We start from the raw sequence: 25387 nt of genomic DNA on the forward strand, positions 1-25387 counted from the left end.
GGAGCAATCAGTCAAGATTGGCTAGAATGTCTCGGATAAACGGCTCTTTGGCCAACAGGTACTGCTGAATACCCGATGTATTTTCGCGCTCCAGCCTTAGCTTCAACTCCTGATATCTCGATCGGTCCTCTGCATGCTTGCGCAAGTGATCTCGAAATTTCAGCATACGCGCAATCTGTCCGTGGCCATCCAAGCACACATGAAGCTTGTGAGTGCGGGCGCCGTTCACGTCGCGCTTGAAGAAATAGTGGCCAGAGGAGAGATCGCCCCCGCGACGATAACCTAGCGCGACTAATGATCCGCTCCAATCCTCCAGCCCACCGTCTGACTTCACCACGGCGAGAACGTCGATTTCTCCCTTGGCCGCCAATTCGGGTACGGCGGTGCTCCCAACGTGATGAATGCCGATCAACGCGGAACCGAAAATCGGTCTCAGTCGCGCCGCTTCTATCGAGTACTGCTCCGGCCACGTCGGATCATAAGGCTTGATTGGGCTGGTGAGCGACATAACTCAATAATATGCTGAAACGCGAACTCAGCCAAGATCGCAGCGAACGGCAAGTCAAGCATTGCGCATTGTGGTTGGTCCGACACCTGTGATTCAAGCTCCCGAATGGGGCCTCGAATCATGCGCTACGAACGGCCAAAAGGTGACATTCGCCGAATGTCTTTTGTCAGCGACGAGGAGTACCCCTGATGTCGCCAATGGGATGGGAGGCACTCGGGCAGTGGGGTGAAGACGTAGCTCGCGTCGAGCCCCTGGCCGGCGGGGTCGCCAACGACGTGTGGAGCGTGCGCGTTCAAGGGCGCCTCGCGGTCGCTCGTCTCGGTGCGAGGAGCGATGCTGATCTCAGGTGGGAGACTGAGCTCCTCAAACATCTCGACCGTGGAGGTCTGACCGTGCCGGTGCCGATCCCGACGACAGACGGCCGGCTGTTCGCGGACGGTTTGGTGGTGATGACATACGTGGAGGGCGGACCGCCAGAGACGGAGGCCGACTGGCGTCGCGTGGCCGACATGCTCCGCCGGCTGCATCGGTTGACGGCGGGGTGGCCGCAGCGTCCGGGCTGGCGATCGTCGACTGACCTCCTGCACACCGAAACAGGGACGAGGATCAACCTCGGCGCAATGCCGCCAGAGGGCGTTGCTCGATGCCGAGCCGCGTGGGCGCGGCTCGTCGGACGTCAGACCTGCGTCGTCCACGGCGACCCCAACCCGCGCAACATCCGCATGACCGCAAATCGGGTCGGGTTGATCGATTGGGACGAGTCGCATGTTGACGTCCCCGATCTCGACCTGGTGCTGCCCCACAACGCTGCCGGTCTCGATGGCGGCGCGCACGACATCGCCGCGCAAGCGTCGGCCGCATGGGAAGCCGCCGTCTGCTGGGACGACGCGTTCGCGATCAAGCGGCTTGCCCAAGTTCGAGCGGTCTGAGCAGCTGCAGCAGCTCGACAGCGCCGGGTTCCTGGACCGGGCCAGGAGTATTGCGCTGGGCCAGACCCCCGTGATTCAAACCCCCAACTGGGGGCTCGAATCATGCGTTACGAACTCGCCGATCATGAATGGACTGCCATTAAGCCGATGCTGCGGCGTGGCATTCCTCGGGTCAACGACCGACGTGTGCTCAATGGCATTTTCTGGGTCTTGCGATCCGGAGCACCCTGGCGTGATCTGCCCGAGGCGTTTGGTCCGTACACTACATGCGACAACCGTTTCGTCCGGTGGCGGAGGGCTGGTGTCTCTATCGCGCTCGCAACCAGATCGAGCGGTTCTTCAACAGGATCAAGCAATGCCGTCGGGTGGCAAGCCGTGCCGCTGCATGTCGGCTCAGAGGCGTAGATCGGACGTTTGCGGTGGAGCGCTAGGCCGACGCTTTTGACCCTGGCTGTGTGAAAAGCCGCGAGTCGGTTACGATTCCTCCGTTTCCTAATGGGGGGATACGGATGGGACGCTTCGTTGAAGGCGCGGACAGATCCCAGCTGACGCTCTTGCCGGAATGTCTGGAGGATTGGGTAGACGAGGGCAACGCGGTCCATGTGATCGACGTGTTTGTCGAGGCGCTCGACCTGCATGGAATGGGATTTGAGCGTGTGATCGCCAAGGAGACGGGCCGGCCTTCCTATCATCCGGCAGTCCTTCTGAAGCTTTACATCTACGGTTATCTCAATCGGGTGCAATCCAGTCGCCGCCTGGAACGTGAGGCGTGCCGCAATATCGAGGTGATGTGGCTGATCGGCCGCCTGGCTCCCGATCATAAGACGATCGCCGATTTCCGGAAGGACAATGGTGCGGCGCTTCGGAAGGTTTGTGCGAAGTTCGTTGCGCTATGCCGGCAAATGGGCCTGTTGCAGACCCCAAGCGTCGCAATCGATGGCAGCAAGTTCAAGGCAGTGAACAACCGCGATCGCAACTTCACACATGCCAAGATGGCGAGGCGGATGGCGCAGATCGAGGAAAGCGTCGGGCGATATCTGCGTCAACTGGATAGCGCCGATCGGCAGGAGCCATCGGAAGCGATCAGCATCAAGACAACGAGGATTAAGGAAAAGATCGCTCGACTGAAGCAGGAGATGGGCCGCCTGGAAGTGCTCGATGCGCAGATGCGCAAGACGCCGGATCAACAGATATCGCTGACCGATCCGGATGCCCGTTCGATGGCCACCAGTGGACGCGGATCGGGTGTCGTCGGCTACAATGTCCAGGTCGCGGTGGACACCGAACACCATCTGATTGTTACGCATGAGGTCATAAACGTCGGCAATGACCGTGGGCAGCTTGCTCGGATGTCGAAGCAAGCCAAAGAAGTGCTCGAAGTGGACAAACTCGAGGCGGTCGCCGACCGTGGCTACTTCGACGGAGAGGAGATATTGGCCTGCAAAGAGGCTGGCGTTGCAGTCACGCTGCCCAAGCCCATGACGTCGAACGCCAAGGCGGAGGGTCGGTTCGGCAAACAGGACTTCGCCTATCTACCTGACGAGGACGTCTACCGCTGCCCGTCCGGCCAGGTGCTGCCCTATCGCTATACCAACATCGAGCATGGAATGACGCTGCGCCGTTACTGGTCGACAGCAGCGTGCCAAGGCTGCGCAATCAAGAGCCAATGTACGCCGTCCAAGGAGCGCCGCATCACACGCTGGGAGCATGAGCATGTGGTCGAGGAGGTCCAGAGACGGCTCGATTCCGACCCCGACGCCATGCGGAGGCGGCGCGAGACGGTCGAGCATCCCTTCGGCACGATCAAGGCCCGTATGGGGGCGACCCACTTCCTGATGAAGCGCCTACGGAACGTCGCCGCCGAAATGGCGCTGCATGTTCTCGCCTATAACCTCACACGGGTGATGAACATCGTCGGCAAACCGCGCCTGATTGCAGCCATCCGCGCCGCCTGAAGCCCGGAAAGTGCGTCCAAAAGCGCAATACCGCGTCGCGATACCTACTTTGGCCGGTCATTGGACGATCCGACGCGAGAACATCGGCCGCCTGCAATGATTGGCGACCCACGGCCGCGTGCCGACCATCCGTTTGCACACAGCCAAGACCCGAAGCGGACCTCGCTCAAAAGCTGTATGCCATTGACACAGCACGCTGCTTGGCTCAATGTTACTCGCCGTAGCATTCGCGGTGAGGAGCAGTTGCCCCTCTCCAGCGATTTCGAGGTCGGATGGGCCAGGTACGCGAAGGCGCGATTTTATCACCTTGCAAGCGGCGCAGCCGTAGCTTGGAACAATGAGCAATGAGAAGTCCTTTAAAGTCCGATAGCAGCGCCGGGAAAGCACTCTCGCGACGCTCTGTGCTGACCGGACTTGCGGCAACCTGCGTTGCGGCGTCGGCGAAATGGAGTTGGGCTGCCGAAATCGGTGATGGTCCGTCCTTTTCCGCCGACGGCCCGGACGCCGAACTTTACGGCGCGGCCGAGAACTACCCGATCAAGGACCGGTGGCGGATCTTCCAGCCCGGCAATCCGGCCTCGCCAAAATACCGCGTCGGCGCATTCAGTCATTACGATGAGATATTCCCGACACGCCACGTCGATCGCGCGGCCACGGCCTGGCCATTCAAGCGAACGCCGGCGGATGTCAGCTATCAGTACAAGGGAAGCCGCGCTTCGCTTGCGGATTATCTGTCGCGCAATCCGGTGACGGGCCTGTTGATCGCTAAGGACGACCGGATTCTGGTTGAGTGCTATCAGTACGGCCGCACCGATCGAGACCGGCTGATATCGCAGTCGATGGCAAAATCTATCACTGGCATGCTGATAGGGATCGCGACCGCGGAAGGCGCGATCAAGTCGATCGAAGATACTGCGGAGACCTATGTTCCCGGCTTGAAAGGCACGGAATACGGTGCAACGCCGATCCGCGCGCTGCTGCACATGTCGTCTGGCGTGAAGTTCGGTGAAGAGAACGATGAAGCGAAAGGCAGCGGAGACGACCTCGATCGCCTGTGGGGCGACATGGTGCGCAAACACTGGTTTTCCCAAAAAGGCACCGTTGCCAGCATCGCGCAATTCGACCAACGGATCGCGCCGCCGGGGACGCGATTCCATTACGCCAGTATCGAGACGGACGTGCTCGGTCTCGTGCTGCATTACGCGACCGGTCAATCAATGTGCGGCTATCTCCAGGAAAAAGTTTGGCAGCCGATCGGCACGGAAGCGGATGCCAAATGGCTGATTGATGCGGAAGGCCGTGAGGTAGCGCACGGGTTCTTCAACGCGGTACTGCGCGATTACGCGCGGCTCGCCCGTCTGCTGGCCCACGACGGAGCGTGGGAGGGCAAACAGATAATACCTGCACAGTGGATGATTGATGCGACCACGGTGCGCGCCTCCGAGACGTATCTGGCAAAAGCCGAGGGAGGCTTCGGGTACGGCTATCAAGTCTACCTGTTTCCCGGCAGCAGACGGCAATTCGCGCTCTTGGGGCACCTCGGTCAGCGCATCCTCGTTGATCCGCCCTCGAAGCTGGTCATGGTGCAGACCGCCGTCGATGAAAAGTCCCCCGAAATCTGGCGTCTGTGGTCGGCCGTGGTCGCGCAGTTCGGGTGATGCAACCTTTTCTCCCAGGGGAAGAGCGGTCCACTCCGCCCCTCGACGTCGGAATAGAAAAGCTGAATGAGCTGCGATGTCCGCTTCTGGCCCATCGCTGCCGTTGGGGCGGTGCCGCTACCATGTCGGTTTACAGGGGTAGACCGGATGTTAGCAGTGGAGCGCTGGATCGACGCTTTTGACCCATTGCAGAAGTTCAACATCAACCGCGAGCAATCGGCCTAGGCGTTCTCCATTGTATGGCTTAGACTCGCCGCATGGGACTATTGACCTTCAGCATTAACGTTACCCTGGATGGCTGCGTCGACCACCAGGAGGGTATTGCCGACGACGAAACGCACGCCTTCTTCACCCGCCTTATGGACGAGGCCGGGGCGATGCTGTGGGGTCGCGTCACCTACGAGATGATGGAGAGCTACTGGCCGGCAGTCGCCCGTGGCAACGAGGAGGTGCCGCCGGCGATACGCGAGTGGGCGGTGAAGCTGGAGGCCAAGCCGAAGTACGTAGTGTCGTCGACGCGAAATACCTTCCTTTGGACTAACAGCCACCACATCGCCGGCGACCTCCGCAGGGGCGTGCTGAGGCTCAAGGACGCGACCCCGGCCGGCGTGCTCCTCGGTAGCGGCAAGCTCGCGACCGAGTTGGACCGGCTGGATCTAATCGACGAGTACAAGCTCCTCGTCCACCCAAGGATCGCCGGCCACGGCCCGACCCTCTACCAGAGCGGGCTGCCCAGCACCCGACGGCTCGAACTGATCTCGGCCGAGGCGCTCCGCAGCGGCGCGGTCGCCATGCATTACCGGCGCGCCCGCTGACTCATAGCCGCGCAAGATGGCATTCCCTGCGTCTGCCATGGGAGCTCGGTTGATCAGGCCCCAGACTTAGTGGGCAACGTCCGCTTCTGGCCCCATCGGCGAAGTTGCGCCTCGGCGGTCGGTAGTCCGCTCGTTGAGCCAGAGCGGACCAGATTTGCTCAACCTGAGTTCTTCGCGTTTTGACCCGGAGCCGACTTGCGCGGGCTCGTTCAGTGTGCCGCTCGCGCCTTCATCAAAACGAACAGATGGGAGCCTGCGGCGATCACGGAGAAAATGACTATTCCTAGTTCGACGCCGTGCACACTTTGCGGCGCATAGGTCGAAGCCAGCCAAATAAAGAGCCGAACAGCTCCCATGAAGGCAACCATTCCCCACATAGCGAACCATTTTGGGGCGTACCATGTTGGCTCGCCGTTGCGTCCCCACTGCATCGCGATGCGTTCGCGCTCGATACGGCGTCCAAAATATAGGTTGAAGGTGACAACCAACGCAACAGCCAGACCAAAAACGTAATCTGCGGGTAACATGTTTTGCGCCTCAGAAAACGAGCAAGCAAGCCTACCGCGAGACGAAGCGCGCCGCAATCTATGCTTGTCTTTCCGCCCGGTCTGCTTTCCAGCTACCCGAAGTCGGCTTCTGGCCCATCGGGGGACCTTCATCTGCTGTTAGTCCCGCTGTTGACGGATGAGCGGACATCTCGAGCACCCAAACTAAGCACGTGATTTATGAGTAAGGCCGCCTCAGGCCTCTTTCCGCCAGTCGAACATCCTCTCGGGCACGCCATAACTCAGGAACGGCCCCGGGCATCTCCGGGGCTGGAACCGAGACGCACCGAGGCCGCCGACACGCCATACTCAACGCGGCGCGCCGGTTGATATCTCGGGCCTGGAATTCACACGCAGAGTCTCAAATGATAGAGGGTCCGAAATTTAATGAGGGTGGTCCTAATTAGAACAGCACCCTGCTGCACACGTAGGTAGCATGTTATGGCGAGAACCCGCGGATTTTGACATTTCGGGAATTTTTGGCAAACGCGTATATTTCTGAATTTGAGGAGGTGGCGCTTGAACGGACAGCTCCGAGAATTTCGCAGGTTGGAGCGGGCCTGTCGCGAGCAAGCGGCTGCGGCTCCCCTGGAGATCGAGCGGGAAGCCCTTCTAAAAGTGGCCGAGGATTACCGGCGGGCGATCGAACGCTTACTGAGAGGCCTGCCTGCCACCGAGGACCATCAGCGCGTATAAGCGCGACAGATGCTGCACGCTGCCAAGACATCGGCGCGCCGAATGGGCTCCCTGCTCTACCAGCACCCTGATGTCGCGGATGGTCAACTCGGTCAGAGCCACGGCATCGGTCATATCATTCGCCTCAGGGCCAGCTTGCGGAGCGCCGCATTGAACGCGAGCTCGATGACGTGTCGTTGCTCCGGCGTAACACTGCTGCCTGAAAGCAAGCGAGTGATCGGCATGTTGCCGCCCTGATCGTTTGAGAGGACCGCCAGCTCGATTGAGGGTTGGAGCAAAGGAACGTGCCCTTCCCGACCGCGTTCTCTATTGCGAATAGGGAGGATGAACGTGACCGATAATCTCACCAAGCGAGGTCAGCCCGATCGCAGCAAAATAAACATGCATGAGGCTCATGAGGTGAAGTATTGGACCCATGCGCTCGGCGTAACTCGCGAAAAGCTACAGAAAGCAATCGACAAGGTGGGCAACTCCGCAGCTACGGTCCGTAAGGAGCTGGGCAAAGAGGCAGATGCGCAATGAGGACCGCTTGGACGAGCGTAGCTAGCCATGTCCCGAGCAGGCGGCATACACAACTCTCAACTCCGTCAGCTTCTTGGAAGTTCCTGCCGATGCCTTAGAGACGGTGCCGCTCTACACTTCGACATCCTCGCGCTGGGCCGCGATGACCTGCGGGCCGCGGCGAAACACCAACATGGCCCGGCTGCTGCGGGGACGGCCCGACGGCATGTTCGTCGCCATTCGAGATTCGAGATCGGCGAGATTGGCCCGGATCTCTTTAGCGCCGCATGCAACCTCAGTCTTGAGGGCTTGGTCTCTAAGCGCAGGGACCGCCGCTGTATCGCGGGGCGGTCGAAGGACTGGATCAAAGTCAAGAATCGGACTCACCCGGCAATTGCTAGAGTTCTAAACGCGCTTTCGTAAGCAAGCCGGGATACTACGTACCCGCATTCGTCACAAAGGCCTATTGATTTCAGCCGCAGGTTGATCCAGTTTCCCCGCAATCTTCGCGGCTGGGGAGCGAGAGGTGAATGCTGAGTTGCGGAGCCCTGTTGGGGGCCCCGATACACGTTTTCGTTTTGACATTAATGCGTTACGAGCCCTCGCGGTAATTTCGGTACTCGGATATCACCTTCAGTTTCCGGGATTTGCTGGCGGCTTTGTGGGTGTCGACGTCTTTTTTGTCATCACCGGATACTTGATGACGAGCAAGGTCGTGAACGACCTGATTGCCGGCCGATATTCATATCCCCAATTCATGACGATGCGGCTTCGTCGCATCTACCCAGCCTTGGTCGTTGTTGTCATCGCTACTGTCGTCGCGGGATGGTTTCTTACGCTCCCAGGAGAATATTTCAGACATCTGCGGCACGCGTGCTCAGCGCTGCTCTTCCTGTCCAACTTTGCCTTCGATGCCGACCATGGCTACTTCGCAACTGCCGCGCAGACCAAGCCGCTTCTGCATACTTGGTCGCTCGCGGTAGAGTGGCAGTTCTATATCTGGCTGCCTCTGGTCCTTTCTCTGATCTGGCACCGATCGCCTAGATCAAGTTTCCTCCGCACGACGATCACGGTCTTATCAATAGGCTCGGTCACATCCCTGGCATGGTGCCTGTGGCAGAGCCATCACGATGCGATGGGGTCGAGCTTCTTCTCGTTACGCGCTCGAGCTTGGGAGCCTTTGGTGGGCGGCATCATCGCGATGTTGGAGATTGCCCGCCGCCACCGTCCCACTCCGCTTCTTTGGTCAGCAGGAACTTCGATCGGAATCGGTGGCTGGCTGCTACTCGGGATATGCATTGTGACGCCGCTGCCGGAGTCGCGCTGGCCAGGTGCTTTGACCGTCTTGCCGATCGCCGGTGCCGCGCTGGTCATCGCCGCTAATGGGCAATGGCGCGTCGTTAGAACCGCTGCCGTGCAGCGGGTCGGCGATTGGTCGTACTCAATCTACCTCTGGCACTGGCCAATAGAGTACTCAGCCTTGCAATCGAGCAACGAGAAAAGTTGAAGAGTGATCCCAGTAAACCAGGCGCAGGGATCCAAGTAGACAGATGGCAATTTGTATACCCCATGTTGTTTGCCATCCCAACATTTGGCGGGCTGCTGAGCCAAATCACCTCTCCTTTGCTCACGCTTCCGGACACCATACTGGCTTTCACAACCGGTTTTTTTTGGCAGACAGTTCTTCAGAAAGTTGAGCCGCGTTGATCCACCCATTAATTCACTCTCGGCGCGCGTAATTGTCCGAGGTCCACTTCATAATTGGGATGCAGCGCCCATAGTTGCATGTCAACTTCTGGCCCTCAGCAGACCAGCGTACGAGCCACTGTCATGTCTGTTCTCCGGCCGACATCGGACGCGGGTGCGTATCTCCGCTTATCGGTTCACGCTCGCGATGCTCAGCACGTAATCCGGCAACGGACGTTGCAGCGCTTTAGCCTCATCCCACGGCGCGCGCATCCAAAGGTCGCACCGGTTAAGGGATTGGTTACTGGTCACTGGCACCATTTACGCATAGGCGCAATATGCAGCATCGCATTATGAGAACAGTCTAATACTTCATCACGCCCGGTTGGCGGTCTCTTGTAGGAGAGGCCCAATGTTTAAGGGCTTCACGGTATTCGTTGTGGCGCTGATTAGTACAGCGCAGGTGGATCAATACATAACCAACGGTCGATACACCGACGCGGCCATGGCTATGCTGCGGCAAATCAGGCTCGCGTTTGGATTCTAGATAATTTTTTGGCGCGGAGTCGCGTGATGGATATTTCATGGGGTGATCTCGATAGCGATCAACAACGTGCCATTGCGATATTAGGAGCCGGACTTTCCATTGAACTGTGCGACCCTCTTGCCCTCCTGACATTAAGGCGGCTCGGCCTGATCATTGGGTCCCATTTGACGGCAACCGGACACGACCTGCGAAAACGTACCGTTGTGAAGAGTGTCGCGCGTGAAGCGTTGCGGGTGGGTGATTAGGACTGGTCGGAGAATGCCAAAAGCAATCGAACTTATTGTGGACGGTTACGTCAGCCTGAAGGACAGGGCGGCTCTCGACAGTTTGCGCATGCAGCGCCGGAAGCTCGCCGTGGACCTAAAGGCACGCACCGTTTTTGATTGCCGGGCAACCATTCAGCAGATCGAGGATGATATCATCGTGATCGAGGCTGGGTTGGCTCGGTTGGATGGCGTGGCGACGAGCTAAGCCGCCGACTACTCCGACCTACATCATACGCACCTTGGTGACCCGCAAGCTGCGAACGTAATAGCCCTGTCTCTGAACGGCCGACTTGATCTCGTCGCTGACTTTGAGAACTCTCTTTCTGCTCTTGCGCCACTTATTCTGAGAGCAAACAACGGGTATTGCAGAGCCGTTGCTTAGAACCAGCAACTCGCGCTTGTCATTGCGATAGACATCAAACATTTTGCGTCTCCGCTGTCCGTGAAGTAGACATGAAATATTTTTCGGTGATCTCAATCGACGGGACGAGCTTAGTATCTCGAATGGCTAAGCGGGGTGTAAATCTGCAACGGCCGCGAGTTCTTCACCTCGTTCCGCATTTGGAACGAGCTGACGCAAGTACGGACCAGCCTTCTGAATTCCGCCACATGCACGTGAGCAAATACGCGAATGCACCAAATCCCGCGCTGCGATCACTGCGAAGAAGAGTTCGCGCTAGAAGAGCTGACCGTTCTTGCGCCACCGGCTGGCGACGGCGAGTTGATCTGTGCTCGGTGCATTGAAATCAAGCTCCGTCGCGCTGTCGCGAGGCTGGCGCGTGGTAATAGCTGATACTGGAGACCCGTTGGGGATGAACGCCTGGGCGTTGCTCCCGTTGCCCGGATGCCATTGCAAATTCCATGTGGGCTGGGCGTCCTAAAACATGGTCGTTACCGCGCCCGGCTTCGTGCAGTCGCGGTTGGCGGCCAATAGGGCTGCATTGAACGAACGAGAGCAGCGCGCGGACGAGTGGATCAAGGCCGTCCCGCAGACCGACTATGGCGCGATCATCGACGGGTTGCGCGCCTTCGGCGTTCGAAAGAGGCAGCGAACGTGTAGCGGCTCGACTCATCAGTGCCGGACTAGTTCAAGAGGGAACACCGGATAGCCTTTGCCGGGCTCATACGACAAACCAAGAAAGGCATGGGTTATCATGGTGGTGTCGAAGCTGGCGCCTTTCAAGAAACGCTCCACGTTGACGCTATCCAAGAACATCTCGTCGGTGTGAATGACCAGCACATACCGTTCGTAAGATCGGGTTAGCTTTGCCGAGTTTTTTGCCACCAGCAGTGCTTGAAGAGCTGCAAGCAGGTCATCGCGTTCCCAGATAAAATAGGCTTCGGGCTTTTTTGGTTCTTCACCTCGTGAACGCTGTCTCACCGCTTTGATGGATCGTTCGAGCGTGGCGCGGTGAACTAGCTCCGTCACCTCGATGCCAGAGAATTGGCCGTCCAACGTTGCTTCGCAATCGGGCGGGTCTGGATCGACCGACCTTAAGTCATCAACTTTGACTCCAGCTTCCAGGAGAATATCGCGAGCAATACCGCGTTCGCCAACCGGCTTATCGCGCCAGAACCAGAAACTGTTCCATTCCCGCCTATTGGCGAGAAGCAATTGTTCGAAATCGTCGTCGTCGTCATTCTTTCTGGTTTGTCATCAGCGCGAGCGCTAGCAATTAGTTCCTTGGGCTCCGTCAAATCCAGGGTAACGGTTGGGGCTACTAGAGCCAGTCCCGCTTGATACGTCTTTACAAGCTGCTTCCTCTCTTTGTCGAACGAGATAGAGCCAATCAGAACCGCGTCGGCAACTTTGGGCTGGCGTTCAACCAAGGCAAGGTAGTTCTTGCGCGCAAAAGAGATGACCGCTCGCCGCAATGGATATCCGAAATAGCCTGAATAATAACCTGCGTCCTCGTGATACAGCATAGAGTCTTTATTGACGATTGCCTCTGTCGTCAGTGCTGACGAAAATTGCGACATGGGAATATTGTATTGCTTCTTCTCCGCCACAGCGCGGAACAAAGCAATCGCGGTATTTGGCGCGCTGCTGGCGACGTGTCGGCAAAACCTCCTGTTTCCAAGGATCAGCAGCAGATCACAGGCGTAATCTTCGGCTTTTGGTTGTCCCACCTCAGCTCGATGCCGAAGATGTCGTGGATCGAACGCCGCTGATGCCATTTCGATGATCGAATGAGCGGCGCGCCCAAGCTCGTCAGCCACGATAGAAATGTCGCTGCCATCGCCCTGCATAACGTAGTGATAAACCGCGCCGGTGAACCTGTAGGCATTCCTTCTTCCGAACTGCGGCGGACGGATGTAGGCATACCAGAGCCAAATCAAGGCGAGCGAGAGAAACAACAGGCCCAATACAAATTGCCAGTATGCCTGACTCGAAAGGAACCAGGGCAGCGGATAGCGTTGCGCGAACCACAAGTCTGAGAGCAACGCGAAGGCTCCGATTGTCGCTGAACTCCAATAAGTGAGACTCCAGAGTGGGATTGGGGCAGTTTCAACCCGGAATTGATAGCGTGCTCCGCTAACCGTAAAGATCAGGACCAGCAATGCGAAAGCTTGCACGAATTCAGCGAAGCCGAATATGCCTCCGTCGCTTTCGGGCGGAATGACGAGGCATACTCCGAACATGGTGCGAAAACACTCTTCGGTTGGCGACGTGCCGGGCGAGGAGGTTGCCGAGTGGTGATAGAAGGGAAGTCCCACGAAGAGCCACACCGCAAGCGCGGCGAGGATGATTAATGCTCTCTCATTCCAAAATTTCTTCTTAGCCATTGATTCAAGGCATCCTGCGCGTATTGGCGAATCAGCAGGCCTTCACGATTGCACAATTAAAGGTAGCGACGCGAGGAGCAGCGCCTTTATCCTACTATTCACAGGGCCGGCGTGGGGGATTCGGGGTGCTCGCTGCTCAGTAGAGAGAAATATACTCTTGGACGAAATCGAAGCGCACCCGCCGCCGCGTGCTCCAGGATTCGCAAAAAGTTCGCCGACGCCTTGCTAGATGTTGCCGCGAGCGCAGCCTACAACGCGCTCAGAATGGGTCTCGCGAGCCTGAGACACTTCGCCTAAGCGATGCTGAAGACGGTGACTAAGCGGCCGGGGACTGAGGGGGGCGTTCGATCATGCCACGCTCCCAAATCTCTGACGGGAGCGCAATTTTCCCGGCCTAAGTGAATGCTTCCGGTATGCTTCCGGTGAGGGCTTTGTCAGCAGGCGAGAATTCAAAAAGGCTCTTATTTTACTGGCGCACCCGACACGATTCGAACGTGTGACCTTTGCCTTCGGAGGGCAACGCTCACTCGACTGTTGGCGGCGACCTTCTGCGATTTATTTGACCAAGTTAGCTGAGCGGCCTCTGGACCGCTCCTTGGTCTGAAAGGCGGCGCCAAAGGGACGCGGCTGACTGTCGGGAGCGCCTAAACTACTCCGAGCTCGTGCGGCGGCATGCTGCCGCCAGACAGAGGTCTTGCAAGGCCAGCGAGGCCGGTAGCTTGGGCCGGTTTGCATGGGGCTGGCCATTGCAAGTTTAAGTTGGCCGATGCCTCACGGCAGGCTGCAGACCAAGTCGCGCTGGGGGTCGATCCGTGGGTCAGGCGCAAGTTTCTTAAAAAACATAAGTAAAATCAAGTACGTATGGCGGAGAGAGTGGGAGTCAAACCTACGATTTCGATCGTTCCGCATCGAACAACTGAGACTGCACATAAGCACTCGTCGGCGCCCGGATTCAGATCCTACGCGGGCACCACAAGCCTGCTCAACTTGTCTGTTGTGCGATTTTTCTTGATCTCCCGGTGCACACGTCGTGCACACGCGACCATCTAAGCGATTGAAAAACTTGAACTCTCGCTCCAATCCATCATGGGCAAGCTTGAGCCAGCTCCGGCAAGCGATATCCGACTAGAGACAATAGAAAAGTTCTTAAACGGGCTTCGCTTCCAATTCCCAGATCCGAGCGACCATAGGATGTATTGAACCGTGCTCGTCACTGAAGCCGAGCGATCCCGGAACGGCAGGATGCCATTCCCACTCGAGTCCGTAAGGCAGCCAGCTTGCAGGCTCGACCTTCAGTTCGCCTTCGCCTTCACGTACCGGCCGGGCGCCGGTTCGCCACGCGGGTAGAGGTTACTTCCGAGCTGCGCGCGCGCCGGTAGCTGCTCTCCCGACTGCGGCTTGAGCCAGCCGATCCAGTCGTTCCACCAGCTGCCCGGCTTCTCTTCCGCACCCGCCAGCCATGTTGCCGGATCCTCGCATCGCTCGTCCGAAACCCAATAGCTCCGCTTGTTCTTCGATGCCGGGTTGATTACGCCGGCAATGTGTCCGCTCGCGCCGAGGACGAAGCGCGTATCGCCCCCGAACAAGCCTGTCGTCCGGTAGGCGGATCGCCATGGCACGATGTGGTCCTCGACCGTTGCCAGGACATAGGCCGGTAAATCGACCTGCCCCAAATCGACAGGCGTGCCGCACATCGTCAACTTGCCGGGCTCGCGGAGATTGTTCTCCAGATACATATTGCGGATATACCAGCAATACATCGGGCCAGGCAGATTGGTCACGTCTGCGTTCCAGAACAGGAGATCGAAGCGTTCGGGCGGCTTTCCCTTCAAATAATGGTTGATCACATTCGGCCATATCAATTCTTTCGAACGCAGGGTCTGGAAGACGAATCCCAGCTCCGCGCCGCGGTAGATGCCACCATTTCCGATCGTCAATTCGCGCTGTCGCAGGCTCTCTTCGTCCACGAACACGCCGAGATCGCCCGGCTCGCGGAAATCGAGCATGGTGGTCAGCAGGGTGACGCTGGCGACCTTTTCGTCGCCGCGAGTCCGCAGGATCGCGAGCGCCGACGACAGGATAGTGCCTCCGACACACCAGCCGACGACATTGATCTTGTCGGCTCCCGCGATCGATTGGACGATCTCGATAGCGCGCATCGCACCGTGCTCGACATAGTCGTCCCAGCCAAAATGCCCGCAGGACGCGTCGGGATTGCGCCAGGACACTACGAACACGGTCTGGCCGTGCTCAACGGCAAACCGAACGAAGGAATTGGCCGGCTGCAGGTCCAGGATGTAGAACTTGTTGATGCACGGCGGCACGATCAACAGGGGCCGTGCGGCCACCTGCTCGGTTGCCGGCTCGTACTGAATGAGCTGAAACAGCTCGTTCTCGAACACAATCGCGCCTTTGGACGTCGCGACGTTCTTTCCGACCTCGAATGCGGTCTCGTCCGTGATCGTCAAATTGCCCTTGCCCAGATCCGCCACCAGATTGTCCAGGCCGGTCTTGAGGCTCTGACCATCGGTATCGGTCGCAAGCTTGATCACATCCGGATTGGTGGCGATAAAATTGGTCGGGCTCATCGCTTCGACGAGTTGGCGCGTGAAGAAGCGCAGCCGATTTTTTTCCTTTTCGTCCATATCCAGGGCTTCGACGAAGTCGGTGCAGTAGCGCGAATTCAACAAATAGGATTGCTTCAACAGGCTGTAGAGCGGACTCTCCCGCCACTCCGTGCTGCTGAACCTGCGGTCGCCGCGCGCCGGTTCGACGCCCCCATTGCCGTGCCCGCCTGCCGCGGATGTCATGAAGTGCTCCGTGAGTTGGTACAGGCCCTTCAGATAGTCGGCCCGCAACTCGACGATTCGTCCCGAAGACGCCAGAGGCGGGCTGATCGCCGCGCCGTCGTGTTCATCGCCTGTCGGCCACCCCAGCGATCGCCACAGGCTCGCGCCCGCCTTTGCGAACGCGTCGACGAACTCATCAGGCATATTGAATGGCCGATCCATTGGACTTCCCTCACTCTGCAACCAGGATGATGTATTGCGTTTCGACAGGGACGGCTTCTATTCGGCGCCCTCTTCATTCTTCGCCGCGCGCATGCCAAATCCGCCTGCCTGCACGGCACCGTCGCTTCGGAACGTCAGTTTCCCGCGCGAACGACCGAGCCCTCGCGGATGCCATCGACGTTCACGGCGAGACGCTTGATCTTGTCGTACAAGGTCTGCTTCGGGATGCCCAAAAGCATCGCGGTTGCCTGCACGTCGCCCTGCTTGCGCCGCAGCGCGTCCTCGATGATCGATCGCTCGATGTTCTCGAGCTGCCGCGGCAACGACGGATCCGACGTGTCAAACCCGGATTTGTTGATGGCCTTGCCGTCGAGGACACCCAGCACAAAGCGATCGGCGACGTTGCGAAGCTCGCGTACATTGCCGGGCCAGGAATAGGCCAGCAGAGCGGACATCGTCTGCTCGTCCAAGATCGGCGCGTCACGCTCGAACCGCCTGGCGGCGTCCAGCGTGAAATGCTCGAACAACAGGGGAATGTCTTCACGGCGCTCGCGAAGCGGAGGCAGTTCGATGAAAGCGACGCCGAGGCGGTAATAGAGATCGGCGCGAAACAGCTTCTTTTCGCTCAGCTCCAACAAGTTCGTCTTGCTCGCGGCCACCACCCGGCAGTCCACCGAGATCGGCTTGTTGGTTCCGACGCGCTCGATCGACCGGTCCTGCAACGAGCGGAGCAACTTCACCTGAACGCTCAGCGGCATGCTCTCGATTTCGTCTAGGAACAGCGTTCCGCCATTGGCATACTCGATCTTGCCGATGCGCTGGCGGGTGGCTCCGGTGAAGGCTCCGACTTCGTGCCCGAACAGCTCGCTCTCGACCAGCGATTCGGGCAGGCCGCCGCAATTGACGGCGACGTAATTGCCGGCGCGCCGCCCGCTGTGATTGTGCAGGCAACGCGCGACCACGTCCTTGCCGGTGCCGGTCTCGCCATAGATCGTCACGTCCACATTGGTCGAGGCCAGAGTGGAGACCAGCCTGCGCACTTCCTGGATCTGCGGCGATCGGCCGAGCAGGCTCGCTTCGATTCCCTGGCGGTCCGACAATGCGGATCGCAGCGAGCGAACCTCGAGAGTGAGGCGCCGCTTTTCGGCCGCCCTTCGTACGACGGATACGAGTTGCTCGGATGAGCACGGCTTCTCGATGAAGTCGTAGGCACCGTTTCGCATCGCCTGCACGGCCATTGAGATATCGCCATGTCCGGTGATCAAGATCACGGGCAGGTCCTGATCCAGCCTGCGGAGGTCGGACTGCCAATCAAGGCCGCTCTTGCCGCGCAGTCGCACGTCGCAGACCACGACAAAGGGCATGTCGGCGCGCACGGATGCGTTGGCGGTCTCGACCGAGGCAAAACCCGAGACCGGGAACCCCGCAAGTTCGAGCGCCTGGACGCCACCGATGCGGACATCCTCGTCGTCCTCGACGTAAATCACGCCAATGGATTGGTCATCGCCCATGCAAAGCCGCCTCTGTCATCTCGGCCAAGGGAAGGATCACGACAAATTCGGCGCCATCAGGAAGATTTCGCCCGTGCAATTCGCCGCCGAAGGAGCGCGCGATGTGGTTGGACAGCATCAGGCCGAGACCGAGGCCCTTGCCCGCGGGCTTCGTCGTCACGAACGGCTCGAACATGCGCCTGAGAACATCGGAAGCGATCTCGGGGCCACTGTTGCTGATGGTGATGCGGCAGCGGGCGGCTTGCCCCTCTTCCCGGGCAGCCCGGATGACGATCGACTTCCGCTCGATGCTCTCCACGGCATCCAGCGCATTCGCCACAATATTGCACAACAACTGCTCGAGGCGCGTCTGGTCGGCAAGGACGCTGAGACTTGCCTCGATGTCTGTCACGACAGTTACCCCGTCCTCCTTGATACGTGCGGCAAGTATCTTGAGCGATTCTGCCACCGCCTGCTCGACCGGGATCGGGTCAAGCGGGCCGCTCGACTTGTAGGCAAAAACCCTGAGTTGGCCGGTCAAGCGTCCGAGCCGCCGCACCAACTCGCCGATCCGGGTGAGGTTGCCGCGAGCTTCGGCCATCGACCCGCGATCGACCAGCAGGATGGCATTGTCGGCCGCGGTCTGCAGCGCGGCCAAGGGCTGGTTCAACTCATGCACGATGCCGGCGGACATCTGCCCGAGAGCAGCGAGCTTGCCGGCATGCACCAATTCGTCTTGCGCCGCCCGCAACTCGGCGGTTCGTTCCTGCACCCTCACCTCGAGCATGTCGTGCGCCGCCTGCAATGCAGCCTGATTGGCCAGCCTTTGCCTGATCTCCCTGCGGCGTTGCAGCGCGAGTCCGAGCGCCAGCAAGGCAGCGACGGAGGCAACACCCGACAGCGCGCCAATGATCAGCGCGGTCTGCCGGACCGGCGCCTCGTCATCGAGGAGGACGAGCTTCCAGAGGCCCCGATTGATCGGAAGCTCGCTCGCCGTATAGTCCGCTCCATTCCCGGTGGCGATGCGCGCGGCACCACTTTCGGACCGGATGACGGTCCATCCGAGTGGCGTCAGATTGTAGTCTGCGTAAGGCTTTGAGCGCGCAATATCGTCGAGCATTTCGCGCGACAGCGGCGCGATCGGGCGATAGCGCCACGCTTCGCGCGAGGCGAGGATCGTCACGCCCCGCTCGTCGAGGAGAAGTGCGTCGCCGGGAAGGTCGCGCCACCCGCGCTCTAACGAATCCAGATTGATCTTGACGACGGCGATCCCCTTGGTGGCCCCGCCCTCCTTGAGGGCGTAGGAGAGATAATAGCCGGCGCGTGCACTGGTGATGCCGACACCGAAAAACGCGCCCCGGCCACGTTCGAGGGCTTCGCTCACATAAGGCCGATATGACAGGTCCCGGCCGACGGGTGTGCCGGGATCATCGAAGTCGGCGGCAGCCAAGGCTTCGCCCGAGACGCTCAAGACGTAAAGATTGTCGGCCCCGGCAAGCAGATTGATCGACTTCAGGTACAGGCTGACCGATTGCTGCAGCGCGGGATCGGCGGGATCACCGAGCAACTTGAATACGCTTGGCGACGTCTCAAGCAGCGACGGCAGATATTCAAATCTGGAGAGATAGCCGTCGAGCCTGGCCGCCTCGACCGCAAGCCGCTGCTGAGCGGCAACGTGCAGACGGTCAAGTCCCCGTTGGAACGCGATGGCATAGCCGAGCCCCGACGCCGCTGCGACCAAGGCAAGAGCAGCTATTGCGCGAACAAGCCAACGCATCGAGCTGGATGCGGTCGAACCAGCTTCATACCCCCCCTTGACCTCCCCCGGGAATGAAAGCTCCGTCATCGTATGAACCAGGACAAACCGAGGAGCGCCGGCCATGGCAAAGGATGGCTCACGCATAGTCCAACTCTATGGTCTTGCCCCGGAATACGCGATAGGAAAATCCGGTGTAAGCGACGATGACTGGGAGCGTGAGGCACACGCCGATCAGGATGATCTTGAGCGAATCCGGGCTGCTGGCAGCCTCCCATACCGTGAGCCTGTCGATCACCACGAAGGGGTAGATGCTGTAGCTGAGGCCGAGAAAGCTCAGCAGGAAGACCGACACGAGCAAGGCAAACGGTAGCCAGCAGAGGGGGCCGCGCACGGCGGAGGAGCCAAGCAGCGCACGCACGGTCACCAGCGCGATTCCCGCCGTCATCGGAATCGACACGACGGCAATGATTGCCGGCAAGGTAAACCACCGTATGCGGACCGTTTCGCTGATCCATGGCGTTGCCATCGAAATCAGAATCAAGCCGATGACCATCGGCGGCCAGGCAATCTTACTCCACTCGATCGCCTTGTCCTGCAGCGGGCCATCCGTCTTCATCACCAGCCACGTTGCGCCGAGCAGCGCGTAGGCCATCGGCAGCGCGACCGCGATGGCGCCGGCAAAGATCGGATAGTTCCAGCCCACGCCGAAGCCGCTGACATAGCGGCCGAGCATCCAGCCCTGACAGACCGAGGCAAGCATCGAGCCGGCAATGAACAGACGGTCCCACATTCCCTTCCGGCTGGCCTTCGCCTTCACCCTGAAATCGAAGGCTGCGCCGCGCAAGATCAAGCCGACCAGCATGAGCGTGGTCGGCAGGTACAGTTCCGACAGTACCAGCCCGTGCGCCTTGGGGAAGGCAATCAGGAGTAGGCCAACGCCAAGCACGAGCCAAGTCTCGTTGGCGTCCCAGAACGGACCGATCGATGCGACCATCGTATCCCGCTCCTCGGGCGTCGCCCGGTGCATCAGCATGCCGACCCCGAGATCGTATCCGTCGCTCACGACGTAGACGAGCAGCGACACGCCCATCAGCCCGATGAAGATCAGCGGCAGCAGCTCGTCGAATGACATCGAGGTCATGCGAATTCTCCCTCGCGCTGATATGGCTTCGGCTCCCCCGGCACGGCGGCCGACGTACTTGCGTACGGCTTCTTATCGGCGGTCTCGGCGAGGTATTTGAGCACGCCGATATAGGCCGCGAGCAGCGCCAGATAGAGCGCGACATAGACGGAGAGGGTCACCGCGATGCTCGACGAAGGCACCCCGGAAGCGACATCAGCGGTTCGAACGAGACCGGACACGATGAAGGGCTGGCGGCCGATTTCCGTGACGTACCATCCGGCTATGGTCGCCACCCAGCCGGCGAAGGTCATGACCGCGAACATCCGCAGCATCGGCCGCGGCATTCTGGCGAAATCCCAGCCATCGCGCCAATGCCACCACAGGCCGACCCAGCTGACGAGAAGCATCAGGATGCCGGTGCCCACCATGATCCGAAACGACCAGAACAACGGCAGGACCGGCGGATGAGCCGAGGGAAACTCGTTCAGCCCCTTGAGCTCCCCATCCGGATCGTGCCGCAGAATCAGGCTCGCGAGCTTCGGCACCGCCAGCTCGAAATGGTTCGTTCTCGCCGCGTCATCGGGGATGGCGAACAGCAGGAGCGGCGCGCCGCGCGTGGTTTCCCAAATGCCCTCGACCGCTGCGATCTTCTGCGGCTGATGTTTGAGCGTATTGAGCCCGTGAAAGTCGCCCGCCACCATCTGTGCCGGCGCCGCCAGCGCGGCCAGGATCAGCCCGGTCCGCAGCACCCGCGACGCACTGGTGGTTGCGACGCCTTTCAGCAGCTGCCAGGCGCTTATCCCGATCAACAGGTATGCACAGGTCAGCACGGATGCGAGCACCATGTGGACCAGGCGATACGGGAACGAGGGATTGAAGACGATCTCCAGCCAGCTGCTCGCGTGAAACTGACCGCCCACGATCTCGTAACCGGCAGGCGTCTGCATCCAGGAATTGAGAGCCAGGATCCAGAAGGCGCTCATCAACGTGCCAAACGCAACGAGGACGGTCGCACTGAGGTGAACCATCTCGCCGACGCGGCGATGACCGAACAGCATGACGCCGAGGAAGCCCGCCTCCAGGAAGAAGGCGGTCAGCACCTCATAACCGAGCAGCGGGCCGGCGATGTTACCGACGCGCTCCATGTAGCCCGGCCAGTTGGTGCCGAACTGAAAGCTCATGGTGACGCCGCTGACGACGCCGAGCGCGAAAGTCAGGGCAAACACCTTCGTCCACTGACGGTAGGCCTGAAGCCAGTCGAGCTTCTGCTGTGGATCGGTCGCACGCAGGTACTTGAACCTGAAGAACAGAAGCATCCAGCCGAGCGCGATCGAAATCGACGGGAACAGAATATGGAACGTGATGTTGGCGGCGAATTGCATGCGCGCAAGGAACACGGCGTCCATCAACATCCCTCCCGGTCCAGGCAACATCTCGTGCGTGGCTCAAATGCGCGTCAATGCAGCTTCACATGTGGCTCGGTACGCCGGGTGATCAGGCGGGCCAGCGTATCAAGCACGACCTTGGTCGAACCATGCAGCGCGTGTTCGTGCATCTTGTAGAGCGACAGGTACATCATCCGCGCGAACATGCCTTCGAACACGAGGCTGCCCCCCACCAGAGCGCCCATCATCGAGCCGACCGTGCTGAATTCGCCGAGCGATACCAGCGATCCGAAGTCCCGATAGCGATATTCTTTCAGCCGCTCGCCCCGAAGATAGCGCGGGATCTGCGAGTAGAGATGGGAAGCCTGCTGATGCGCCGCCTGCGCGCGCGGCGGGACGTTGCCGCGCTCGCCCCATGAGCAGGCCGAGCAATCGCCGATGGCAAAAATGCCGTCGTCGCGCGTCGTCTGCAAGGTCGGCCGGACCACCAGCTGATTGATGCGATTGGTCTCGAGGCCGGCGATTTCCTTCAGGAAGTCGGGCGCCTTGACCCCGGCCGCCCAGACGATCAGTTCAGCGGGGATCGTCCGGCCGTCTGTCAGGCTCACGCGGTCGGAACCAACCTCGGAGACTTTGGCACCGGTCAGCACATTCACCCCGAGCCTGGCGAGCAGCTTCACCGTCTCGTTCGAGACCCGTTCGGGCAGCGCGGGAAGCACCCGATCGGCGGCTTCGATCAAGGTGATCCTGATGTCTTTTTGCGGATCAACCTGGTCGAGGCCATACGCCACCACCTCCCGCGTCGTTCTGTGGAGCTCGGCGGCCAGCTCGACACCGGTGGCCCCGGCGCCGATGATCGCGACCTTCAGCTGGTGCGTTCCCAATGGCGCCGATTGGGCATGGGCGCGGATGCAGGCGTTGACCATGCGCTCGTGAAACCGCCGCGCATCGAGCTGTGATTCCAGCTTGATCGCATGATCGGCGACGCCGCGCGTGCCGAAATCGTTGGTCTGGCTTCCGACGGCCACCACGAGGACGTCATAGTCGAAGGTCCGCTTCGGAGTGACTTCCCGGCCTTCGGAATCGAAATAGGGCGCGACCAGCACCTGGCGCTTGTCCCGGTCGATCCCGATCATCTCGCCAACGCGGTAGCGGAAGCTGTGCCAATAGGACTGCGCGAGATAGTCGACCTCGTGGGCGGAGATATCCATGCTGCCGGCTGCGATCTCATGCAACTTCGGCTTCCACACATGGGTGCGGTTTCGCTCGATCAGAGTGAGGTCGAGCTTGCCCTTGCGTCCGTATTTGTCGCCGAGGCGCGTCGCAAGCTCCAGTCCGCCGGCTCCGCCGCCGACGATCACAATCCGGGGTTTTCCCAATTGCGGCTTACTCATGATGACCTCGACCAAGCGCGCTCACAACGAGTCCAAGAATATTCTCCGGATCAGGCCCGCTCGGACACCGCATCCGCGACAGCGACCGCGGCCATGTTCACGATGCGCCGGACGGTGGACGATGGCGTGAGAATGTGCGCCGGCTTCGCCGCGCCGAGCAGGATGCCGCCCACCGTCAGTCCCTGCCCCGCCGCCATCCTGAGCAGATTGTAGGAGATGTTGGCCGCGTCGAGATTCGGCATCACCAGCACGTTCGCCGGACCCTCAAAACCGGAATCGGGAAACTCGTGATGCAGCACGGACGGCGACAATGCGGCATCGCCACGCATCTCGCCTTCGACCGCGAGACCGGGAGATCGCGCAAGAATGATCGCCCGCGCGTCCCGCATCTTGCGCGCTTCGGGAACCGCGGAGCTTCCGAAGCTCGAATGCGACAGCAACGCCACCCGCGGGATAATGCCAAATCGGCTCACCTCCGCCGCGGCCATCAGCGCGATGTCGGCGACCTGTTCGGCGGTCGGATTGAGATTGCAGTGGGTGTCGCAGATGAAGAGCTGATGCTGCTGCAGGATCAGCATCTGCATCACAGCCAGCGTCCGCACACCCTCGCGCGGCCCGATCACGTTGCGGATCGCCGCCAGGTGATCGGAGGTCCTGCCGATGACCCCGCACAGCATTGCATCGCCAAGCCCTCTTTCGAGCAGGATCGAGGCAAGTACGGTAGCGTTGCTGCGCGTCTCGGAAAGCGCCAGCGCCGCTGACACTCCATCACGCTTCCTGCGTCCGTGGTAGACATCCGCACATTGGGAATAGACTTGTGAATCAAGCGGATCGATGATTTCGCAGTCGCTCCCCGGCCTGAGCCGGAGACCGAAGGACTTGATCCGCTCCTCGATGGTCGATGGCCGGCCGACCAGCAAGGGCTTTGCGATCTGCTCGTCGACGACCACCTGTGCCGCGCGCAGCACGCGTTCGTCTTCACCCTCGGCCAGAAGCAGCGACTTGCCGCTTCCCTTCGCTACCGAGAATACCGGCTGCATCGCGTTGCCGGAATGGTAGACGAACCGGCTCAGCTGCTGGCGATACGCCTCCATGTCCGCGATCGGGCGCCTGGCGACGCCGCTGTCGGCCGCGGCCTTGGCAACCGCGGGCGCCACGACTTCGATCAGCCTGGGGTCGAGCGGCTTTGGGATGAGGTAGTTACGGCCAAAGCGAAGCTCCTCTCCCTTGTACGCAACGGCGACTACCTCGGGCACTTCCGCCATCGCCAGATCCGCCAGCGCACGCACTGTCGCGAGCTTCATCTCCTCGTTGATGGTGGTCGCTCCGCAGTCGAGCGCGCCTCTGAAGATGAAGGGAAAGCAGAGGACGTTGTTGATCTGGTTGGGATAGTCGGACCGCCCCGTGCCGATGATCGCATCCGGACGTACCGCCAGCGCGTCTTCCGGCATGATTTCGGGAATCGGGTTGGCCATGGCAAAGATCAGGGGATCCCGTGCCATCCGCTTGACCATGTCCTGCGTCAGCACCTTGCCCGCCGACAGGCCGAGAAAGATATCCGCGTCCTGGATGATCTCGTCGAGCTTTCGCGCCTCGGTTTTCACCGCATAGCGCGCCTTGTTGTCGTCCATGCCTTCCGTGCGGCCGACATAGACCACGCCTTTCGCGTCGGTGACGATGATACGATCCTGCGGCAGGCCGAGGCTGACGATGAGATCGAGACACGCCAGCGCGGCAGCGCCGGCGCCGGAGCAGACCAACTTGACGTTGGCGATATCCTTCTTGACCAGCTTCAAGCCGTTGAGGATTGCCGCGGCCGCAATGATCGCGGTGCCATGCTGGTCGTCATGGAAGACAGGGATCTTCATGCGCTTGCGGAGCTGCTGCTCGATGTAGAAGCACTCCGGCGCCTTGATGTCCTCCAGATTGATGCCGCCGAAGGTCGGCTCCATCCTGGCGATGGTTTCAATCAAGGCGTCGGGATCCTCCTCGGCGAGTTCGATGTCGAACACATCGATGCCGGCGAACTTCTTGAACAGGCACGCCTTGCCTTCCATGACGGGCTTGCCCGCCAGAGCGCCGATATTGCCGAGGCCGAGCACGGCCGTGCCATTGGTGACGACGGCGACCAGGTTGCTGCGCGCGGTCAGTTGGTCCGCCTGCAGCGGATCCTCGGCGATGACGAGGCAGGGCTCCGCAACGCCGGGTGAATAAGCCAGCGACAGATCGCGTTGCGTGGCCATCGCGGTGGTCGGCACGACCGAGATCTTTCCCGGCCTTGGCAGGCGATGATATTCGAGCGCGGCTTCCCTCAGATCCTGGTCCATCGTAT

Annotated in this window: 22 protein-coding genes, 1 tRNA gene and 1 pseudogene; 9 read left to right on the top strand and 15 right to left on the bottom strand. The window is 60.1% G+C overall.

Features of this window, described 5'->3' with window-relative positions:
- Nucleotides 1-7: 7 nt before the first annotated feature.
- Nucleotides 8-508, bottom strand: coding sequence for a GrpB family protein (locus N2602_RS23570; protein ID WP_232992873.1), 501 nt, complete (start codon nucleotides 506-508; stop codon nucleotides 8-10).
- A 197-nt stretch (nucleotides 509-705) separates the two neighbouring features.
- Between N2602_RS23570 and N2602_RS23575 the strand changes: the two genes are divergently transcribed.
- From N2602_RS23575 to N2602_RS23595, 5 genes and pseudogenes are all read left to right on the top strand, one after another.
- Entirely contained in the window at nucleotides 706-1437 is a 732-nt protein-coding gene (locus N2602_RS23575; RefSeq protein ID WP_232995436.1) for a phosphotransferase enzyme family protein, read from the top strand.
- A gap of 102 nt (nucleotides 1438-1539) precedes the next feature.
- Nucleotides 1540-1743 (top strand): annotated as a pseudogene (locus N2602_RS23580) (transposase); the annotation flags it as partial.
- 203 nt (nucleotides 1744-1946) lie between these two features.
- On the top strand, nucleotides 1947-3392 hold the full coding sequence (locus tag N2602_RS23585) for an IS1182 family transposase (protein WP_260379597.1): 1446 nt from the start codon (nucleotides 1947-1949) through the stop codon (nucleotides 3390-3392).
- A 401-nt stretch (nucleotides 3393-3793) separates the two neighbouring features.
- Complete coding sequence (locus N2602_RS23590; protein WP_260379599.1) at nucleotides 3794-5050, top strand: serine hydrolase; 1257 nt, start codon at nucleotides 3794-3796, stop codon at nucleotides 5048-5050.
- A gap of 257 nt (nucleotides 5051-5307) precedes the next feature.
- Nucleotides 5308-5865, top strand: coding sequence for a dihydrofolate reductase family protein (locus N2602_RS23595; RefSeq protein ID WP_260379600.1), 558 nt, complete (start codon nucleotides 5308-5310; stop codon nucleotides 5863-5865).
- Nucleotides 5866-6074: 209 nt separating this feature from the next.
- On the opposite strand, the gene N2602_RS23600 is transcribed toward N2602_RS23595, so the two are convergent.
- Together N2602_RS23600 and N2602_RS23605 are read right to left on the bottom strand one after the other, a co-directional pair.
- The gene (locus tag N2602_RS23600; protein WP_260379601.1) at nucleotides 6075-6392 is read right to left on the bottom strand and encodes a DUF1648 domain-containing protein; all 318 of its coding nucleotides are present in this window, start codon (nucleotides 6390-6392) and stop codon (nucleotides 6075-6077) included.
- Nucleotides 6393-7061: 669 nt separating this feature from the next.
- Nucleotides 7062-7220, bottom strand: a complete 159-nt coding sequence (locus tag N2602_RS23605; protein WP_260379602.1) for a hypothetical protein — start codon at nucleotides 7218-7220, stop codon at nucleotides 7062-7064.
- A 216-nt stretch (nucleotides 7221-7436) separates the two neighbouring features.
- Here N2602_RS23605 and N2602_RS23610 point away from each other — a divergent pair, with 216 nt between their 5' ends.
- Both N2602_RS23610 and N2602_RS23620 read left to right on the top strand, forming a co-directional pair.
- On the top strand, nucleotides 7437-7628 hold the full coding sequence (locus tag N2602_RS23610) for a DUF3606 domain-containing protein (protein WP_260379603.1): 192 nt from the start codon (nucleotides 7437-7439) through the stop codon (nucleotides 7626-7628).
- A 505-nt stretch (nucleotides 7629-8133) separates the two neighbouring features.
- Nucleotides 8134-9114, top strand: coding sequence for an acyltransferase (locus N2602_RS23620; RefSeq protein ID WP_260379604.1), 981 nt, complete (start codon nucleotides 8134-8136; stop codon nucleotides 9112-9114).
- A gap of 543 nt (nucleotides 9115-9657) precedes the next feature.
- Here N2602_RS23620 and N2602_RS23625 read toward each other — a convergent pair.
- On the bottom strand, nucleotides 9658-9879 hold the full coding sequence (locus tag N2602_RS23625; protein ID WP_260379605.1) for a hypothetical protein: 222 nt from the start codon (nucleotides 9877-9879) through the stop codon (nucleotides 9658-9660).
- On the opposite strand from N2602_RS23625, the gene N2602_RS23630 reads away from it, so the two are divergent.
- The gene (locus N2602_RS23630; RefSeq protein ID WP_260379606.1) at nucleotides 9867-10085 is read left to right on the top strand and encodes a hypothetical protein; all 219 of its coding nucleotides are present in this window, start codon (nucleotides 9867-9869) and stop codon (nucleotides 10083-10085) included. The genes N2602_RS23625 and N2602_RS23630 overlap by 13 nt on opposite strands.
- 13 nt (nucleotides 10086-10098) lie before the next feature.
- On the top strand, nucleotides 10099-10311 hold the full coding sequence (locus tag N2602_RS23635; protein ID WP_260379607.1) for a hypothetical protein: 213 nt from the start codon (nucleotides 10099-10101) through the stop codon (nucleotides 10309-10311).
- An 18-nt stretch (nucleotides 10312-10329) separates the two neighbouring features.
- Here N2602_RS23635 and N2602_RS23640 read toward each other — a convergent pair whose 3' ends face one another.
- The 11 genes from N2602_RS23640 to N2602_RS23690 form a co-directional block, all read right to left on the bottom strand.
- The gene (locus N2602_RS23640) at nucleotides 10330-10530 is read right to left on the bottom strand and encodes a hypothetical protein (protein ID WP_260379608.1); all 201 of its coding nucleotides are present in this window, start codon (nucleotides 10528-10530) and stop codon (nucleotides 10330-10332) included.
- 648 nt (nucleotides 10531-11178) lie between these two features.
- Nucleotides 11179-11562: a hypothetical protein gene (locus tag N2602_RS23645; protein WP_260379609.1), complete on the bottom strand. Its 384-nt coding sequence runs from the start codon at nucleotides 11560-11562 to the stop codon at nucleotides 11179-11181.
- 38 nt (nucleotides 11563-11600) lie between these two features.
- Nucleotides 11601-12893 carry a hypothetical protein gene (locus N2602_RS23650; RefSeq protein WP_260379610.1) on the bottom strand — a complete coding sequence of 431 codons (1293 nt, stop codon included), beginning with the start codon at nucleotides 12891-12893 and terminating at the stop codon, nucleotides 11601-11603.
- A gap of 470 nt (nucleotides 12894-13363) precedes the next feature.
- A tRNA-Arg gene (locus tag N2602_RS23655) sits at nucleotides 13364-13467 on the bottom strand.
- Nucleotides 13468-14185: 718 nt separating this feature from the next.
- The gene (locus N2602_RS23660; RefSeq protein WP_260379611.1) at nucleotides 14186-15886 is read right to left on the bottom strand and encodes an alpha/beta hydrolase; all 1701 of its coding nucleotides are present in this window, start codon (nucleotides 15884-15886) and stop codon (nucleotides 14186-14188) included.
- Between the two features lie 152 nt (nucleotides 15887-16038).
- Nucleotides 16039-17415: a sigma-54 dependent transcriptional regulator gene (locus N2602_RS23665; protein WP_260379612.1), complete on the bottom strand. Its 1377-nt coding sequence runs from the start codon at nucleotides 17413-17415 to the stop codon at nucleotides 16039-16041.
- Nucleotides 17405-19297, bottom strand: coding sequence for an ATP-binding protein (locus N2602_RS23670; RefSeq protein WP_260379613.1), 1893 nt, complete (start codon nucleotides 19295-19297; stop codon nucleotides 17405-17407). The genes N2602_RS23665 and N2602_RS23670 overlap by 11 nt, the downstream gene beginning before the upstream one ends.
- Nucleotides 19290-20294 carry a cytochrome d ubiquinol oxidase subunit II gene (locus N2602_RS23675; protein WP_260379614.1) on the bottom strand — a complete coding sequence of 335 codons (1005 nt, stop codon included), beginning with the start codon at nucleotides 20292-20294 and terminating at the stop codon, nucleotides 19290-19292. The genes N2602_RS23670 and N2602_RS23675 overlap by 8 nt, the downstream gene beginning before the upstream one ends.
- Nucleotides 20291-21682 (bottom strand): cytochrome ubiquinol oxidase subunit I, encoded by a 1392-nt coding sequence (locus N2602_RS23680; RefSeq protein ID WP_260379615.1) that lies wholly within the window; start codon nucleotides 21680-21682, stop codon nucleotides 20291-20293. Before N2602_RS23680 ends, N2602_RS23675 begins: the two co-directional genes overlap by 4 nt.
- 50 nt (nucleotides 21683-21732) lie before the next feature.
- Nucleotides 21733-23055 (bottom strand): NAD(P)/FAD-dependent oxidoreductase, encoded by a 1323-nt coding sequence (locus N2602_RS23685; RefSeq protein WP_260379616.1) that lies wholly within the window; start codon nucleotides 23053-23055, stop codon nucleotides 21733-21735.
- 50 nt (nucleotides 23056-23105) lie between these two features.
- Complete coding sequence (locus tag N2602_RS23690; protein ID WP_260379617.1) at nucleotides 23106-25382, bottom strand: NADP-dependent malic enzyme; 2277 nt, start codon at nucleotides 25380-25382, stop codon at nucleotides 23106-23108.
- Nucleotides 25383-25387 lie beyond the last annotated feature (5 nt).

The sequence above is a fragment of the Bradyrhizobium sp. NC92 genome (assembly GCF_025200865.1).
Classification (GTDB): Bacteria; Pseudomonadota; Alphaproteobacteria; order Rhizobiales; family Xanthobacteraceae; genus Bradyrhizobium.

Excerpts from the sequence above, each read along its gene's own strand:
- N2602_RS23595 (WP_260379600.1), top strand. The coding sequence starts at position 5,308 with ATGGGACTATTGACCTTCAGCATTAACGTTACCCTGGATGGCTGCGTC.
- N2602_RS23685 (WP_260379616.1), bottom strand. The coding sequence starts at position 23,055 with ATGAGTAAGCCGCAATTGGGAAAACCCCGGATTGTGATCGTCGGCGGC.
- N2602_RS23630 (WP_260379606.1), top strand. The coding sequence starts at position 9,867 with ATGGATATTTCATGGGGTGATCTCGATAGCGATCAACAACGTGCCATT.
- N2602_RS23570 (WP_232992873.1), bottom strand. The coding sequence starts at position 508 with ATGTCGCTCACCAGCCCAATCAAGCCTTATGATCCGACGTGGCCGGAG.
- N2602_RS23605 (WP_260379602.1), bottom strand. The coding sequence starts at position 7,220 with ATGACCGATGCCGTGGCTCTGACCGAGTTGACCATCCGCGACATCAGG.
- N2602_RS23660 (WP_260379611.1), bottom strand. The coding sequence starts at position 15,886 with ATGCCTGATGAGTTCGTCGACGCGTTCGCAAAGGCGGGCGCGAGCCTG.
- N2602_RS23640 (WP_260379608.1), bottom strand. The coding sequence starts at position 10,530 with ATGTTTGATGTCTATCGCAATGACAAGCGCGAGTTGCTGGTTCTAAGC.
- N2602_RS23650 (WP_260379610.1), bottom strand. The coding sequence starts at position 12,893 with ATGGCTAAGAAGAAATTTTGGAATGAGAGAGCATTAATCATCCTCGCC.
- N2602_RS23635 (WP_260379607.1), top strand. The coding sequence starts at position 10,099 with ATGCCAAAAGCAATCGAACTTATTGTGGACGGTTACGTCAGCCTGAAG.
- N2602_RS23690 (WP_260379617.1), bottom strand. The coding sequence starts at position 25,382 with ATGGACCAGGATCTGAGGGAAGCCGCGCTCGAATATCATCGCCTGCCA.
- N2602_RS23680 (WP_260379615.1), bottom strand. The coding sequence starts at position 21,682 with ATGGACGCCGTGTTCCTTGCGCGCATGCAATTCGCCGCCAACATCACG.
- N2602_RS23600 (WP_260379601.1), bottom strand. The coding sequence starts at position 6,392 with ATGTTACCCGCAGATTACGTTTTTGGTCTGGCTGTTGCGTTGGTTGTC.
- N2602_RS23675 (WP_260379614.1), bottom strand. The coding sequence starts at position 20,294 with ATGACCTCGATGTCATTCGACGAGCTGCTGCCGCTGATCTTCATCGGG.
- N2602_RS23625 (WP_260379605.1), bottom strand. The coding sequence starts at position 9,879 with ATGAAATATCCATCACGCGACTCCGCGCCAAAAAATTATCTAGAATCC.
- N2602_RS23665 (WP_260379612.1), bottom strand. The coding sequence starts at position 17,415 with ATGGGCGATGACCAATCCATTGGCGTGATTTACGTCGAGGACGACGAG.
- N2602_RS23585 (WP_260379597.1), top strand. The coding sequence starts at position 1,947 with ATGGGACGCTTCGTTGAAGGCGCGGACAGATCCCAGCTGACGCTCTTG.
- N2602_RS23670 (WP_260379613.1), bottom strand. The coding sequence starts at position 19,297 with ATGCGTGAGCCATCCTTTGCCATGGCCGGCGCTCCTCGGTTTGTCCTG.
- N2602_RS23575 (WP_232995436.1), top strand. The coding sequence starts at position 706 with ATGGGATGGGAGGCACTCGGGCAGTGGGGTGAAGACGTAGCTCGCGTC.